The sequence below is a fragment of the Acinetobacter sp. IK23 genome (genome assembly GCF_035615275.1).
GTDB classification, from domain to species: Bacteria; Pseudomonadota; Gammaproteobacteria; order Pseudomonadales; family Moraxellaceae; genus Acinetobacter; species Acinetobacter seifertii.
In genome coordinates this window covers 59,896-77,395 of record NZ_JANBNX010000017.1, presented here as the reverse complement: position 1 = coordinate 77,395, position 17,500 = coordinate 59,896, and the positions used below count along the sequence as shown (strand labels likewise).

13 protein-coding genes are annotated in these 17,500 nt (G+C 37.8%); 5 read left to right on the top strand and 8 right to left on the bottom strand.

Annotated features, from left to right (window positions below; translation table 11 throughout):
- The first annotated feature begins 157 nt into the window (after positions 1-157).
- Positions 158-874 (top strand): DUF4850 domain-containing protein, encoded by a 717-nt coding sequence (locus tag MSG95_RS12530; protein ID WP_324624793.1) that lies wholly within the window; start codon positions 158-160, stop codon positions 872-874.
- A 42-nt stretch (positions 875-916) separates the two neighbouring features.
- On the opposite strand, the gene MSG95_RS12525 is transcribed toward MSG95_RS12530, so the two are convergent.
- The 7 genes from MSG95_RS12525 to MSG95_RS12495 all read right to left on the bottom strand — a co-directional run bounded on the left by MSG95_RS12525 (position 917) and on the right by MSG95_RS12495 (position 9,315).
- Entirely contained in the window at positions 917-2,965 is a 2,049-nt protein-coding gene (locus MSG95_RS12525; RefSeq protein WP_004705799.1) for a M13 family metallopeptidase, read from the bottom strand.
- 249 nt (positions 2,966-3,214) lie between these two features.
- Entirely contained in the window at positions 3,215-4,408 is a 1,194-nt protein-coding gene (gene sbmA / locus MSG95_RS12520) for a peptide antibiotic transporter SbmA (protein ID WP_025469259.1), read from the bottom strand.
- 235 nt (positions 4,409-4,643) lie between these two features.
- Positions 4,644-5,879 carry a threonine ammonia-lyase gene (locus MSG95_RS12515; protein ID WP_004705797.1) on the bottom strand — a complete coding sequence of 412 codons (1,236 nt, stop codon included), beginning with the start codon at positions 5,877-5,879 and terminating at the stop codon, positions 4,644-4,646.
- Positions 5,880-6,122: 243 nt separating this feature from the next.
- Complete coding sequence (locus MSG95_RS12510; RefSeq protein WP_324624795.1) at positions 6,123-7,046, bottom strand: patatin-like phospholipase family protein; 924 nt, start codon at positions 7,044-7,046, stop codon at positions 6,123-6,125.
- Between the two features lie 166 nt (positions 7,047-7,212).
- Entirely contained in the window at positions 7,213-8,688 is a 1,476-nt protein-coding gene (locus tag MSG95_RS12505; protein ID WP_004705795.1) for an alanine/glycine:cation symporter family protein, read from the bottom strand.
- Between the two features lie 99 nt (positions 8,689-8,787).
- The gene (locus MSG95_RS12500) at positions 8,788-8,928 is read right to left on the bottom strand and encodes a hypothetical protein (RefSeq protein WP_077162500.1); all 141 of its coding nucleotides are present in this window, start codon (positions 8,926-8,928) and stop codon (positions 8,788-8,790) included.
- 183 nt (positions 8,929-9,111) lie between these two features.
- Positions 9,112-9,315: a hypothetical protein gene (locus MSG95_RS12495; protein ID WP_004705793.1), complete on the bottom strand. Its 204-nt coding sequence runs from the start codon at positions 9,313-9,315 to the stop codon at positions 9,112-9,114.
- A gap of 508 nt (positions 9,316-9,823) precedes the next feature.
- On the opposite strand from MSG95_RS12495, the gene MSG95_RS12490 reads away from it, so the two are divergent.
- Complete coding sequence (locus MSG95_RS12490) at positions 9,824-10,528, top strand: nitroreductase (RefSeq protein WP_004705792.1); 705 nt, start codon at positions 9,824-9,826, stop codon at positions 10,526-10,528.
- A gap of 24 nt (positions 10,529-10,552) precedes the next feature.
- Here MSG95_RS12490 and MSG95_RS12485 read toward each other — a convergent pair whose 3' ends face one another.
- Positions 10,553-11,767 carry a multidrug effflux MFS transporter gene (locus MSG95_RS12485; protein ID WP_324624796.1) on the bottom strand — a complete coding sequence of 405 codons (1,215 nt, stop codon included), beginning with the start codon at positions 11,765-11,767 and terminating at the stop codon, positions 10,553-10,555.
- A 127-nt stretch (positions 11,768-11,894) separates the two neighbouring features.
- Here MSG95_RS12485 and yccS point away from each other — a divergent pair, with 127 nt between their 5' ends.
- The 3 genes from yccS to MSG95_RS12470 all read left to right on the top strand — a co-directional run bounded on the left by yccS (position 11,895) and on the right by MSG95_RS12470 (position 17,451).
- A complete protein-coding gene (gene yccS, locus MSG95_RS12480) occupies positions 11,895-14,069 on the top strand; it encodes a YccS family putative transporter (protein ID WP_025469257.1) in 2,175 nt (724 codons plus the stop codon).
- Positions 14,070-14,169: 100 nt separating this feature from the next.
- The gene (locus tag MSG95_RS12475) at positions 14,170-14,745 is read left to right on the top strand and encodes an SdpI family protein (protein ID WP_004705789.1); all 576 of its coding nucleotides are present in this window, start codon (positions 14,170-14,172) and stop codon (positions 14,743-14,745) included.
- A gap of 159 nt (positions 14,746-14,904) precedes the next feature.
- A complete protein-coding gene (locus MSG95_RS12470; protein WP_004705788.1) occupies positions 14,905-17,451 on the top strand; it encodes a PepSY domain-containing protein in 2,547 nt (848 codons plus the stop codon).
- Positions 17,452-17,500: the final 49 nt, after the last annotated feature.

Genomic DNA, 17,500 nt, shown 5'->3' with positions numbered 1-17,500 from the left:
TAGACCTTTAGCCAATTCGGCAGCCATACTTTTGATTGTTGCTTCATCCATGTGAAGTACCTTTTGTAATTATCCTCTGAAGGATAAATGAAAATTAAGTACTTACACAAAATTTAGAACAGTCCCGAAAAAATTAAATTTTTTATTATGCACAGTATTGGTAAGTCTCACTTCAACTGCTTATGCAGAAGTAAAAAGCTTTACTCCTCATTTTCCAAATTTTTATAGCTCTGCTGCAACACGCAAAGCAGATAATCAGTTCTATAAGCTTGGAGAAGCAAATTTTTTAAACGGCGTTACAGTCCCTTTTTATGGAGTAACGGCACAAAACCCTATAGAAGATGGTTTACTTAAAAGTTTTAAAACCTGTACGCCTAAAAGCTGCCATTTTAATTTTAAACTCGATGCTCAACATGCAAAACAACTCAAGCTTCTTGCATTACCTGAAACAGGATTGGTGCTGGTTCCACGTAACTGGCAAGATGTACAAGCAAATGCAGGTGCGAATGGAACTGGTTTTGCTTTAGTAATGAGTCCAGATCAAAAACAAGCGATAGAGCTTTATGACTCTTCTTTTTGCGTTGGGTGTGGATTACCAAATGCAACGCTGTATTTTCCTGAACTGTTAAAAGAAAGTGTTGAAGATGATTTTGGCGGATTCAAAGACTCTAAAAAATTCATCAACATTGTTCATCCCTCAAAAAAAGTGGCTTTTTTTAGTTATCAAATTCCACAAGTGAACAATAAAACCCATGGTATTGCTAAATATTATGATGAAGACACTTTTAACTATAAAGAGATTCAAGTCACCTTAGATAAATCGCAGCAGTCTTTAGTTGGCCCTATCCTTAATTTTTATAATGCAACGCACTAATCCAATACTTATAAAAAAACCCGCTTTCGCGGGTTTTCTTAATCACCAAATAGTTACCCGCTTCTCTGGTGGTAAATACATCTGATCATCTTCGTTTATTTTAAAAGCCTCATAAAATGGTTTTTGATTCATTAAAGCTCCATTGCCACGTACTTTATCAGGAGAGTGAGGATCTGTTTTTAAATAGATAATCGCTTGAGCTTCGCGGGTTTTCGCACGCCAAACTTGAGCCCATCCCATATAAAAACGTTGCTCCCCAGTCTGTCTATCAATTACAGGAGCTGGCTTACCGCCTAGTGCAATTTGGTAAGCCTTATAGGCAATTGCTAACCCAGAGTTATCTGCAATGTTTTCACCTAATGTCAATTCACCATTAACATGATAACCAGCAATCGGTTCATAACGGTTATATTGTTCAATCAACGCTTGTGTTTTAGCTTTAAAATGCTGATGATCTTCAGCATTCCACCAGTTTCTCATATTGCCCAATTCATCAAACTGACTACCCTGATCATCAAAGCTATGACTAATTTCATGGCCAATCACAGCACCTATACCACCATAGTTCACTGCATCATCTGCCTTTATATTAAAAAAAGGTGGTTGTAATATCGCTGCTGGAAATACAATTTCATTCAATGATGGATTGTAATAAGCATTCACCGTTTGTGGTTTCATATACCATTCATCACGATCAACCGGCTTACCTAATTTATTAAGTTCATATTGGTATCTAAACTCACTTGCGCGAATTATATTCCCAACTAAATCATTTTTAGCGATGTGCAGGTCAGAATAATCACGCCACTTTTTTGGATACCCGATTTTTATTGACATGTGAGAAAGCTTTTTACGAGCTTGTATTTTCGTTGCAGGACTCATCCAGTCCAACTCTGTAATGCTTTGGTCATAAGCACGAATCAGATTTTGCACCAATAATTCCATCTGTTGTTTTTTCTCAGCAGGAAAGTATTTTTCAACATAAAGTTTGCCGATACCATCTCCCAGCACCTTATCAACAAGCTGTACACCACGCTTCCAACGCGCTTCTTGTTCAGTAATATCTCGAAGTGTCTTGTTATAAAAATCAAATTTATTATCTACAAAAGCGCTATTTAGTAATGGAGAAAAATTATTTATCAAATGCAATTTAAAATAAGCTTTCCATATATCTAAGGGTGTATCTTGAATAATTGTATTTAAGCCCTGAAAGTAGTCTGGCTGATTTACCTGAATAGTATCAATTTTTCCTTTTAATTCAGTTGCTGTTAGATAACCTTGCCAATCAAATACAGGTGTTAGTTTATATAAATCTTTGATTTTGTATTTATTGTAGCGTTTTGCAAGATTACGATTTTGTACATTACTCCATTGTATTTTTGCCAACTGAGTTTCAAGTCTTAAAATTTCCTGAGCATGTTGTGCTGCTTGCGAGTCTCCAACAAGTGTTAAAGTTTTTTCAATATACTTTAAATACTGTGCACGAGTTTCAATAAATTTTTTATCATCTTTCAAATAATAATCACGGTCAGGTAGACCCAAACCACCTTGCTCCAATCCAGCCACCATTTCAGTAGATTGTTTCATATCCTGTTCAATGCTTAGACGGATTGGGCTATTGACATCAATACGAGCAAAATGTGCCATTAAAATTGCAATTTGATTCTTATTTTTCAATTTATCAATTTGATTTATCTCTTTTTTTAGAGGACTAACACCTTGCTTTTCAATACTTTTTTCATCCATAAAGCTAGCATATAGAGTAGCTATTTTCTGCTCTAAACTACCATCCACCCACTTTTGACCAGATAGCTCTTCTACAATTCCATGTACTTGGCTGATTGATAACTCACGGAGCTGATTAAAAGCTCCCCAACTTGCTTTATCAGCTGGGATTTCAGTATTTTTTAACCAAATACCATTTACATGTGAATAAAAATCGTTCTTTTCATTAATAGAGGAATCAATATATTGTTGATCTATACCTGATATTTTTTTGATTTGAGAATTTGTTACTAATTCCGCACGTACCAAATTAGCAGAAGTCATAAGTGCAATCGTAAGGGCACTTTTAAGTAAAATAGATTTCAAAGACTTAACCTCATATTCAAATATTTAATGATCTAAAACAATGACTTAAAATGATTATTTTTTATTAATTAAGCGAATAGCGAAATTAAAATCAATATAGAAGCAAATTTTATACCGTGAAAATATAATATTTCAAAAAATGTATTTTATTATATAAATCAAAATTATAAATAAAAAGATATACATAACAGATTATTTTAAAGGTGCCCTGACTTGAATCAAGGCATCTTAAAGAACGATGATTGCTTTTTAATTTAAAGTCTCCTCAAATGTTCTTAAACGCTTATAAATTGAAAGCAGTTCAATAATCGTTTTCCATGAACTAATTAAGTATTGGAAGGATTCACGGACCTTATCGAATACACCACCGATTTGGTTAATCAAGCCTAACGTCATCTTCCCACTCGCAATTGCAGGGAATAAAACAACTAGACTATATAAAATGTCTAACTGCTTATACCAAGTTGCGACCAAGTTAAAGTAAGCATAATGAAAATAGAGTCTGAAGTAGTTTTTACGAACTCTGCTAAATAGTTCTTTTAAAGTAGCTGGTCTTGCACGTTCCGCATGATCTTCACCATAAACCAATTCTTTACGATAAGCTGCTTCTACTTTTTGATTGTTAAATTGTAGACCAGGTAATTTAATACCAACAACCATTAATAAAATAGTACCGAAAGCAGCCCATACAATTGCAGCCCATACTAGAGAATGTTCTAGTTCACCAACAATTGGTAAAACAGGAACGTGTTTAGAGAGCTGAAATAAAATAGGTAAAAATGCGATTAAAATCATCACAGCTTTTACCAGTTCAACACCTAGGTCCTCCATAATAGTCGCGAAACGCATCGTATCTTCTTGTACACGCTGCGAAGCACCTTCAATATGGCGAAGCTTTTCCCAATGTTCCGTGTAGTACTCATTCATTGCCGTACGCCAACGAAATACATAGTGACTTGTAAAAAAAGCATTAATAACAGCTAAGGTTACAGCGACCATTGCAATATAAAGAAAAACTAGAGTTTCACTGTATAGTGCAGAGAGATCTCCACCTCCACTAGAAAGCATTTTCTGAATTAAGTCCCAAAACGGTACATACCATGCATTAATGGCAACACTGACCTGAACACCAAACCAGATGTTAAACAGAATAAAAGCAGAACCCCAAATGGACCATCTTTGCCAAGGATTATTAGAAACAATTTTCCAAAAACCAGCAAACAATGCTGTGGAGACTAAAAACCAGACATAAAACCATAAGAAAGTTGGAGACCAAAAACGGCTAACACCAACAGGTAATTGAGCTTGATGATAGCCTTGAGCAAAGCCGATAAAAGTTCCCCATGTGTTTCCACCTGTGTACCAGAGCACCATATTTAATGCGATCCAAATAACCGCCGATATAAAAAAATACCGTGGTGACGGAAAAAATGATTTGAACATTGAGTGTTGTTATCCCTATATTTCTTCAAATTTGCAATGAAGAGAATACTAAAACCTAAACCTTAAAATTGTGAAGGGCAAAGTTTAGAGAATTGTCAGTTTTTCCCATTTCATTGAAGGATTTGATCGTTTTTTTGTAAATTCATCCTTTTTGCAATTTAATCCATTTAAATTGCTTCGTATATGACTCCCTTAAGAGCCATATACGGCTTTTATATCATAGTGATATCTGTGTTTAAATCTCTTCTTTACGAACAATATAACCTTCAAGCTGCATAGCCTGAATTAAAGGTTCCAGATCTGGAGCACTTTTTAACTCGACATCAACACTGACCGCACTTTCTTTGGCACGACTTGTGGCAGCAAAGCGTTCATGGCGCAGTTCGTAAATGTTACCGCCTTGCTCAGCAATAATTGCTGTTAAACGCGCTAAAGCACCTGGATTATCTGGTAATTCGACACGAATACGAACCATACGCCCCGTACGCGTCAAGTGACGCTGTAATACGGAAACCATCACTCGTGTATCAATATTGCCTCCAGATAAAACAACCCCGACTTTATGACCTAAAAATAGATCTGGTCGAGACATAATTGCAGCAATACCTGTCGCCCCTGCTCCTTCACATACTGTTTTCTCAATATTAAGTAACAGCGCAATTGCTTCTTCAATCATGTCTTCAGTGACAACAACAATGTCATCAACGTATTCTTTAGCGACTTGGGTCGTCAGCTCACCCGGAGTTTTAACCGCAATGCCTTCAGCTACGGTTGAACCTAATGAAACTGCAATTTGATAGTTACAAAGCAATTTCGCCATGCTTGGGTATACAACTGACTGAACCCCGATGACCTTAATTTTAGGGTTTATCGATTTTGCTGCAATCGCAATACCAGAAATGAGACCACCACCGCCAATTGGTACTACTAAAATGTCTAGTTCAGGAACAGCTGCAAGCATTTCGAGCGCAATGGTTCCCTGACCAGCAATAATTTCAGCATCGTCAAAAGGATGAATAATGGTTAAAGATTCTTCTTGAGCGACACGGTGCATTTCAACAGCAGCTTCAGAAAAGTCTTGACCATGCAAAATAACGCGTGCGCCGTATTCACGTACTCGTTGTACCTTCACATTAGGCGTCGATTTAGGCATGACAATAGTGGCTGTTACGCCTGTACGCTGAGCATGATAAGCAACCCCTTGTGCATGATTACCTGCTGAAGCAGCGATTACACCATGTTGCTTTTCTTGTTCGGATAAACTCAAGAGTTTATTCAATGCGCCTCTTTCTTTAAAAGAAGCCGTAAATTGTAGATTTTCAAATTTCAGCCACATTTCTGCCCCTAGGGTTTTAGAAATGGTTTCTGAAAAAACAAAGGGGGTTTTAACCACTAAACCATCTAAACGCTCTGCAGCGGCATGTATATCTTCTAATGTTGGAAACTCTTGTTTTACCTGTTGCTGAATCATCTAATTAGTCGGCCTCAATATGTTACAAATCAATTATTTTTTTGAAAAATAGCATGAATTTCTCACATCTGTCATGAGGAGTTTTCAGCATAGCTCCACTATACAAAAATTTTTATCAGCACATACAAATCTTTTATTTTTCAACAAAAAAGCCCGAACAGGGCTTTTATTTAGTTTTCATATACTTGCTTTTGATTTATTTGGACTGGGCACTTAAACCATCGGTAGAAAGATTCTGTTCAGCTATTTTTCATCAATTGCAAACTGAATATCAGACAGTTTTGCATTTGCTGCATCTATACCTGCTTTCATGGTAGCTTCGCGGCCTTTCACATCAAAAATATGTGCTTTTTCTCTTAAATCTGGTTGAATCACGACATCTGCATATTGAAGTTCTTCAGCAGCTAAACGCCCTTGCATAATATTAATATTCTGGTTGAAGAGCCCCCATACATTCGAAGTTTCTGTATAAATCGGTTGGGCCAAAATATCGACAGCAATAATAACATCAGCACCTAAATCACGTGCAACTTCAACAGGTACCGGACTGACTAAACCACCATCTACATATTCAGATTTACCAATTTTAGTCGGTATAAACATACTTGGAATGGATGCAGAGGCTCTTACAGCTTGACCAGTATTACCGTAATTAAATACGGTTTTGGTACCATGCTTAAGCTCTGTTGCAACCACGTACATTGGTATTTTCATTTTTTCGAGTGGTAAGTTATTTACTTGTTGATTTACGTAGTCTTCAACTTTTTTACCGTCAAAAAAACCTTTTAAACCGATACTAATATCACGCACGTCGCCTGCTTTCATTTTCAATGCAGTATCACGCAATTCATCGGGTGTTTTTCCACTCGCATAAATTGCCCCAACAATACTGCCTGCACTGGTTCCTACAATAAAATCAGGACGAATACCATGCTGTTCTAAAACTTCAATCACGCCAATGTGCGCATATCCACGTGCACCACCACTACCTAACACTAGCGCGACAACTGGCTTTTTCTGCTGTTTCTTAATTTTTGCAAAGGGTTGGTCAACAAAACGAGAGTATGCCTCTGCCGTCTGTGGTTTTAAGGCAGATAAGTGTGAGGTGGTCTGGCAGCCAGCCAACACCATAGAAAGTCCGATAATCCACAATTTAAGCTGTTTCATGACCCATCTTTGCACTATGACGTTAAATTTCGAACTGCAAGTTTAGTTGCTCGTTCTGTGAAAAGCTGTATTGAATTTATTTAATTTGTCATGTTTAAAATTTATACTCAAGTGTTTTTATGGTGTATAAAAAAAGCCCCTTATTTCTAAGAGGCTTTTTTGAAAATTACCAAATATCTGAATCGACTTTTTTCTTCAGCTCTGGATATTTATTAATTTTAAACTCTGGTTCTTTAATACCTTGTTTTAATTGCTCACGGTAGTCTTTCAACAAAGTACGTGCCACTGGTGTTAATAGTAAAATTGCAATTAAGTTAATCGTCGCCATGATACCCATAAACAAGTCAGCCATTGACCAAACGAGTGGAACACTACCAATTGCACCGAAATACACCATTACCAATACAAAAATACGGAAGATGAACATGACTTTCGGATTGTTATTAATAAACTGCACATTACCTTCAGCGTAGGCATAGTTACCTAGTACAGCTGAATAACAGAACAAGAATAATAGAACTGCAAGGAAGTCCGATCCCCAATGCCCAACTTGAGTTTCTAAAGCACGTTGAGTTAATTCAACACCAACGAAGCCCGCATCATGGTAAACACCAGAAACCAAAATGATAATTGCAGTACTTGTACATACAATGAAAGTATCTACAAACACACCAAGCATTTGTACTAAGCCTTGGTTTACAGGATGTTTTACATCAGACGCAGCAGCAGCATTTGGCGCAGAACCCATACCAGCTTCGTTTGAGAACAAACCACGCTTAATACCTTGCATCATTGCCATTGATACGGCAGCACCAAAGAAGCCACCTGCCGCAGACTTAAAATGGAAAGCTTCAGTCACAATCAGCTTTAAAATATCAGGCAAAATTGCATAGTTGCTTAATGCAATATATAGCGCAACAGATAGGTAAAGACCTGCTTTTAAAGGTACGAACATTTCTGCAAATTTAGCGATACGTTTGATACCACCAAAAATTGCCAATGCAACCATAACGACAAGCGCAATACCAACCCAAGAGATTTCTAAATCAACACCACCTAAATGAGCAATAAGATTGGCCTTGTCCCAACCCCATGCATGTGAAGATGCATTAGCAATTGCATTGATTTGAACTGAGTTAAATACAAAACCGTAAGTAAAGATTAATGCCAGTGCGAAAACTACACCGAAGGTTTTACTACGTAAACCTTGAGTAATATAGTAAGCCGGTCCACCACGGAACTGCTTGCTCTTGCTATCTCGAACTTTAAATAACTGAGCAAGTGTAGACTCAATAAAAGCCGAGCTCATACCAAGAACAGCTGTTACCCACATCCAGAACACTGCACCAGGACCACCAATTGCGATCGCGATTGCTACACCAGCAATGTTACCTACCCCAACACGGCTCGCAAGACCTGTTACAAATGCCTGAAAAGGTGTAAGACCATGTTCGTCTTCGCCTTCAGTACGACTGCTTTTCATAACACGAATACTTTGCAAGAACATGCGAATTTGCACTGCTCCAGTTAAGACCGTATAAAAAATACCGACAGCCAGCAAGAAAATAACTAGGAAATCCCATAAAGGGTCATTAAAAAATTTTACCCACGACATCAATGTCGCATTGAGTTGTTCATTCATACTCGGTCCGCTTACGTTCTTGCTAATGCGCTATTAGCACAAGCCAAAATACTGCAATAAACAAAAAAGCCCCTCAAAATTGGGACTTTTTCAGTACATTTAAGAAAAAACTTTTAATGTCAATTGAATAGCAATTATCGTCACAAGTTTAAGCAACATGATGCCCAGCACTAAGCCTTTGAAGGTTGCATGAGAGAAAGCACTCTTCAAATAAAATGAATTCATCGCATTACTGAACATAGTCCCATTGGGATGAACAGCATGCATCGACTCGGCTACAAACTTGGAAACTAACAAATGACCACCGCTAAATCAGCTCGCTTAATGATTCACATCAATTAATCGAGTTATAAAAAATCTGGATTTAAGCCATAAGCATATTTACATATACTTTTGAGCGAATGTCTAAACTGCATATAAATTTCAAAGACTGTAACAAGCCAGCGCTATAACGCGACTATCTGCGCCCCGATCCTTGCTACTCAAGAAGCGTGCGTTGAGATGCGTACCAAGCTGTTGTATTTTTTTTAGCCTAGTCGTTGCGTGAGTTAAGTTCATTTTCATGGTCGCAATGGTAATCGCCAATCCTTGTTTCATGAACTGCTTGTTGATGAGCGGTAAACTCATGTAAAGCTCCTTATACCTCGTGTATTTCTCCACTTCTGCATAAAAATCTTTTTGTAAAAGTATTTATTATGCAGCCACTACTTTTCCTAACGTGAGTATGGAGAAATCATACCTGCGTAAAAAAGTCGGTATTATGCAGAAATTTAAACTTTTGTGTATGTTTTTCATTAAAACTTTATATGAAAATTGGTTATTTTTTATATAAAGTCATCCGTTTTGTACTGTTTTTAAACATATTCTACCTTTTTTCTAATTGAATATTTTTCGCTCACCCAAGCTTAATCTTTGTTTTTTATAATCGACAAACTCGCACTATTTTGTGCATTTAAGTCAAAAGTGGCATATTCGAATTATAATTAATCAGCCATTATGTCTAAACGAATCGCATCATCATACATATAAGGATATCTCTTTTCTAATATTTTTTGCTTATAAATGCAGCAACTTCAAGATGTGAAATGAAGCATCAAAACGTATTGGATTTTAGAGAATAAGATCAGGAGTAATCATGAGTTTGGAACAAGTCCATCTTGTTGACGAGGCTATCACCTCTCGACATTCTGTACGTGCCTTTTTAGACACTCCAGTACCACAGCAAATCATTAAAGACATTTTAACAGTCGCAAGTCGCGCTCCTTCCGGAACGAATACTCAACCGTGGAAAGTCTATGTTGTGACGGGGCAAAAACGTGATGAAATGGTAGAGCGTGTCTGTGCAGCAGAGATAGAGATTTCCAAAAATCCTGAACTTGCAGAACAATATAAAGAAACTTTTGCCTATTACCCTGAAAAATGGGTTTCACCTTTTATTGACCGTCGCCGTGAAAATGGTTGGGGACTCTACGGTCTATTGGACATTAAAAAGGGAGAAAGAGAAAAAATGGCTGCTCAACAGTTACGTAATTTCAAACTGTTTGATGCACCAGTTGGACTTTTCTTTACAGTCAATAAAGCGATGGGAATTGGTTCAAAAATGGATATCGCAATGATGATCCAGAATGTCATGGTAGCTGCTAAGGCCCGCGGTTTAGATACATGTCCACAGGCAGCTTGGAACCATTTCCACCCGATAGTTTTAGATATTTTAGGGGCCGCAGACGATGAAGATCTAGTATGTGCGATTGCATTAGGTCATGCAGATCCCGCACATATTGTAAATACTTTTATTACTCCTAGAGAACCTGTAGAGAATTTTGCAGTCTTTCTAGATTAAAAGTTTATGTAAACCTCTCTTAAATTATGAGAGAGGTTTGCTTTTTGCCTGCTGCGTCGCTTTTAAAACAACAATGAAGCCACTTAAAGTAAATAGCACCATCATTATTCCCATATTGAGTGATGCAGACCAAACAAGAAAGTTAAGAAGCAAGCCACCTAATAATCCACAAGCAAATTGCATACTACCCATAATTGCACTTGCTGTTCCAGCACGAGCACCTTGCTTAGACATTGCAAGTGCCATAGCATTTGGTCCTGTTAATCCAATTCCTGAAATCGCTAAAAATAGTCCTAACATTACAAGCCATAAAGGTGCCATAGGGATTAAACCAGCAATTAATACAATGCTAGCCCCAGTTACTTGTACCATTGAACCTGCTTTTAAACGCTTGGTAATTTCAACACGTGTTGTTAAATGCTTTTTTAACGATGACATCAGCATAATACCAAAAGCATTGAGACCAAATACATAAGCAAACTCTTGCTGATTTAGGCCATATTGGTCCATAAAAACAGCTGGAGCAGAACTGATATAACAGAATAACGCTGCACCTGTTAAGCATCCTGCGAACATAGGTAAACGGAAACTCGCATCTTTGAAAATAGCACCATATAAGGTAGCCACTTGATATAAAGATAGTTTCAGTCTTTTATCAATTGCCAAAGTTTCTTTGAAAAAGAAATGTACACATAGCCAACATATCGCGCCCACAATTGAAAGCGTAATGAAAATCGCTTGCCACGGAAACCAGATTAAAATCCAAGCTCCAATCATGGGTGCCAAAATAGGTGCTAAACCCATCACGATCATCATGCTAGAAAAAGCTTGTGCCGAACCTTGCACATCTAACCGATCGCGTATAGCGGCGCGAGCCATAACCACACCAACACAACCACCTAAAGCTTGTAAAATACGCGCTGCAATCAGACCCCATTCATTTTTAGCAAGCACGCACAATAAACTTGCAACAGCATAAAGTGCGAGACCAAAATAAAGCGGTTTCTTTCTTCCAATACGGTCGCTTAATGGGCCATACACCAGCTGTCCAATGGCTAGACCAAAAAAATAAGCTGGTAGTGTGTTTGCCACCATTTGCGTACTTACCCCAAAGTCGTGAGCCATTTGAGGCAACGCAGGTAAGTACATATCAATAGATAAAGGCCCTAAAGCCGTGAGTAACGCGAGCAACATAATCCAGCCAATAGAATATTGACGCTGGGCTGTTTGTTCAGACATAACGATATTTCATTTTTCACTCATTTGCATACAGACAAGCTTACACTGTCTATCGTATGATTTGTGCAACATTGATGTAGAAATACACAAATCCTTTATCACTCAGGTTGATCAGCAAGGACTTCATTTGAAATCTTGGTTTAAACGCCTAAAAAGAGCGACTTATAACACATCATTTATGTATAACGTGCGGATGCTGATTGCCTTTTCAGGAACTGCGTTCGTGCCTTATTTTCTAGGCCATCAACTAGCAACTATTCCTCTCACATTAGGTGTGGTCGCAGCTGGTTTAAGCGATATTGATGATCGCTTTTCAGTGCGTATCATGAATTTAATTTATACCTATATTGGTTTCTTCATTACCGCAGCTTCCGTACAATTACTTTTCCCTTATCCAATGCTTTTTGCATTAGGACTGATCGCCTCTTGTATTGGCTGGATTTTACTTGGCTCATTAGGTCGTCGCTACGCAACAATTTCTTATGGATGTCTGGTTGTTTCGGTTTATACCATGCTAGGAGTCCATTTATTTGACCAGTGGTATATACAGCCAGCGCTTTTGGTCGTAGGTGCAGCTTGGTACGGTCTTATTGCAACAATTAGCTTTTTATTGTTTCCAGTGCGACAGCTTCAAGACAAACTGGCAGCCTCTTATGGCTCACTAGGTGATTTTCTATTTGCCAAGTCTAATTTGTTTGATGTTGATATGACTCCTGCGAGTTATCAGCAGAGCATGATTGATCTATCATTAGAAAATGGCAAATTGATAACAATTTTTAATGATCTCAAAACTGCCCTTTTAACCCGTTTAAAGGGTGACCGTGGACAAAAAGATACTCGTCGTAGCCTACATTATTACTTTGTCGCACAAGACATTCATGAACGAGCGGACTCTGCCCATATCGACTATCAAAAGTTAGCAAAGATTTTTGAGCACAGTGATATTTTATTTAGATTTCAGCGTATTTTGGCGATTCAGGGTAAAGCTTGCCAAGAATTAAATGAATGTATTTTACAACGTAAACCATATATTCATAACAAACGCTTTAAGCAGAGTTTTGAGAACTTGCGCTTATCTTTAGTAAAACTAAGAAATGATCAACAATATGACTTACTCTGGGTCAACGCACTTTTTGCCTTATACCGAAATTTAAAGTCGATTGACTCACAACTACTGAACTTAGAAACGGAACAACATATTCAGTCTGACAAAGTGAAGCAGGCTGAGAATCAACTCAAAGATGATGATTTAAAAGGTTGGAATGATATTGTTGTTCGAATCAAACAAAACATAACACCCGAATCTGTACTGTTCCGTCATGCCATTCGAGTATCGATTGTTCTTTTCATTGGATACGTATTTATTCAAACTACTCGAATCGAATATGGTTACTGGATTATGTTGACTGCGTTATTTGTTAGCCAACCTAACTTTAACGCGACCAAGCGTCGCTTACGTTTACGTATAGTCGGAACATTAGTCGGAATTATTGTCGGCCTTAGCGTGGTATTCCTTGTACCTTCTGTCGAAGGACAATTAGTTATGCTGGTCTTAAGCGGCGTACTATTTTTCGAGTTACGCAGTAAGCAATACGCCCAAGCAACCGCTTTCATCACAATTTTGGCATTAATTAACTTTAACTTAGATGGCTCAGCAGTCGCTGCGGCTATTCCTAGATTTGTAGATACCTTAATTGGATGTGCTTTAGCGTGGTTCGGTGTCACCTTCATTTGGCCTGACTGGAAATTCCGTCGCCTACCCCGCAGCATTCGACGTTCCTTACAAGCACAATGTAATTATTTAGCGGAAGTGGTAAAGCAATATCACGAAGGACATAACCATGCACTCAATTATCGTATTGTTCGCCGTGCCGCCCATAACACCGACGCTGAGGTCGCTTCACTAATTTCAACTTTAGCGACAGAGCCGGACTTTGACCCTACCCGCAAGTCAGATATATTTGAATTTTTATGTCTCAATCATACATTTTTAAGTTATATCGCAGCACTTGGAGCACATCGGGAAAAGATTCAAGATCAAGCAGTTCTTAAAGTTCTAGATCAAGCGTTAGACGATATACAAGGTGCGTTATTAAGAGATGAAATGCCTGATTTGACAGCACAGAATATGCTTAAAACAATACGTCAACGTTTAAGCCAAAATGATGAGGAAGACCAAAAGTCACTCATTATTTTACAGCAGTTATCACTGATGCTCAGTGTTTTAAATCGATTTAGTATGTTGAAACAACGACTAAGTCATGATCAAGATAATGATGCCAGCGAACTTGCTTCATTATAAAATTGACTCGGAATTTAGTATGAAATTGGCATAATATCCTTTCCTGACTTATGCCAATTAATGCTAAACTTAAAACAGTTTACAATTTGTTATTTGCACTATGACCGCGAAAACTTTATATGCTTATACGCTTCAGCCTGTTCCTTACGAGGTAACAGAAGCTGAACAACGTAATGCACAGCTTCTTATCTGGCGCAGCACCAATAAAATCAGCACAAAAATCTGGGCAATTATGGGCGTAATTTTAGCCCTTGCGATTTTAGGTCTTATTTTTATTAAGAACTACTCTACAGTGATTTGCTGGGTTGCCATTGTTGGTGTAGTACTTTATTACCTTGGCCGTAAATATGGCTTGGAATGGTATGTTAAGCGTAAGATGAATGAGTTTCCTGTACAGGAAATCAAGGGCATTCGTTTAGGTGTACAACCGCACGGTATCGTAATGCGCCAGCAAATGGGCTTACAAGAAGGTGTTGGAACGATTGGATGGAAAAACATCTATGAATGGTACAACACTCCTGACTTCATTTTAGTTAACTTTAAAGTGAAAGACCCTAAAGGCCAAGAACAACAAGGTGCATATATCTTGCCTAAACGTATGGATACTAAAAACTTTTCTTTTAATACAATTCGTAAGCATTTGAAAGAAACTGTAGGTGAGCCAAAAACTCTCTAATTTCTTCTCAATAAAAAAGCCTCCTGCCTCGGAGGCTTTTTTATTATTCGAAAAATAAATGATAATGAAAATTAATATTATCTAGAAAATCCATATTATCTACTCAATCTTCGGCTATAATTGGTTACAAGATCTCCATCATGTTTATATTTTTCGACCATGTTTAAAAAGTTTTTATTTCAAATTCATTGGTTTCTGGGTATTAGTGCTGGCCTCATCTTATCAATTATGGGAGTTACAGGCGCGATCTTTTCTTATGACCAACAAATTTTAAAATGGGTAAATACAGATAGTTATGTAGTTCAAGCAGAAAGCTCACCCAAGCTCACCCCTGCTCAGCTTTATGAACATTTCGCAACCACCCAGCCTGAAATTAAAATTAATAGCATTACCATAGCCAAAGATCCTACCGCTTCATCTGTTGTAAACATTGAAAAAGAAGGTGAACGTCGTGGCTATAATATGATGGTCAACCCTTACACAGCACAGGTACTGCCTAATGTTAAAGGTCGTGAGTTACTTTTATTCATACAACAAATTCACCGCAACTTAACTGCTGGAGAATTCGGTAAACAAATTACCGGTGCTTGTGCCCTCATGCTCATTTATTTTGTCTTGAGCGGATTATATTTACGTTGGCCAAAGAAACACTCTGCACGTCAATGGCTTGCTGTTAAACCCAAACTTAAAGGTCGAAATTTTATTTGGGATTTACATGCTGTTGTAGGCACATGGGTAATTGCTTTTTATCTTCTTTTTGCATGTACAGGTTTATATTGGTCATATGACTGGTGGCGTAGCGGTATGTTCAAAGTATTAGGTGTAGAACAACCAAAAATGCAAGGACATGGTGGAGCTGGACGCAATAAAGACAAATCCTCTGAAGCTAAATTAGATAACGCTCAACTGATTACTGCTCTCAACCAGACCTGGAGCGGTTTTAATAATAAAATCGAACGCGACTATTCAACTCTAACACTGAACCTACCGAAAAAAGACGATGGAAAAGTTGAATTAAGTTTTGTAGATGCAACACCACAACACGAGCGTGCACGCAACCAAGCTGTCTATAACTATAAAACTGCCAATATTGAAAAGATGGAGCTTTATGAAGATAAAAAGCTTAATCAAAAAATCATGAGCAGCATGTTACCTGTACATCGTGGCAGCTTCTTTGGGCCAGTTTATCAATTTGTAGCAATGCTTGCGTCTTTAGCAATGCCTTTGTTCTTTATTACTGGATGGATGCTTTATCTAAAGCGCCGTAAACAGAAAAAACTAACCCAAGCAGCTCGCCAATCTTTAGCTGGCTACTACATCGACCAAAATGCTAAACCTTGGTTAATTACTTATGCTAGCCAAACTGGTGTCGCAGAACAACTCGCGTGGAGTACCGCAACCAGCTTACAAGAAGCACATCAACCTGTGCAGGTTAAATCTATACAAGAGTTAACTGAAGCTGATTTACAACAGTATGAACAGATTCTTTTTGTGATTAGTACTTATGGTACTGGAGAAGCACCAGACTTAGCTTCTAGTTTTGCTAAAAAGCTATTAAAAACAAAATTAGAACTTCAACATCTTAACTATGCCGTTTTAGCTTTAGGTTCTAAAGAATACCCCGACACTTATTGTAGTTTTGGTCACACAGTAGCTATATGGCTTAAAAATAATGGAGCAAAAGCCTATTTTGAGACGATTGAAGTAGATAATGCAAATCCAACACATATTCAAAACTGGAATCAGGCTCTTGTAAAAGCAACTAAACTAGATTTGCATGCTGTTAATCTTGAAAAAGTATTTGATAGTTGGACATTACAGCAACGTGACTTACTCAACCCTAATAGTCTAGGTCAACCTGCTTATAATATTGAGCTGACTGCCAAACATGAAGCTGTATGGCAAGCAGGAGATATTGCTGAAATACAACCGGGAAATAGTCCTGAACGTATTAATGCATTCTTACAGGAGCATCATGTACTTAAAAATGCACTTGTAGACTCACTACAAATCTCTATTGAGAAAGCACTTTGGAATAAAGACTTAACCAGCGAAATTGAACCATTTGCTAATCTGGAGCATTTATTAGAACAGCTCCCTACTCTACCAACTCGAGAGTACTCGATTGCGAGCATTCCTTCTCAACAAGTCCTTCGTTTAGTTGTTCGCCAGCAGTCCGATGAATCTGGCGATTTAGGCTTAGGATCTGGCTGGCTAACTCGACACACAGAAATTAATCAGAGTATTGCACTGCGTATTCGTACCAATGAATCTTTCCATTTAATTGATGATAATCGTCCAATTATTTGTATGGGGAATGGAACAGGAATTGCAGGTTTAATGAGTTTGCTTCATGCTCGAACTCGTCATAACTATACAGACAACTGGCTTATTTTTGGTGAACGCCAACGTGCTCATGATTTCTTCTATGCATCAACCATTGAAGCTTGGCAAACAATGGGAATGTTAAAACGACTTGATTTAGCCTTTTCACGTGATCAAGAACAACGTATGTACGTTCAAGACTTAATAAGACAAAATGCAGAAGAATTGGCCAACTGGATTGAACGCGGCGCAGTTCTTTATGTTTGTGGAAGTATTGAAGGAATGGCTAGCGGAGTCGATCAAGCACTCATTGATATTTTAGGTGAAGAAAAAGTCGATGAGCTAAGACAACAAGGTCGTTATCGTCGCGATGTTTATTAAATATTGATAAATAATAAAGCCGAGTAATAGCTAAAATGCTTTACTCGGC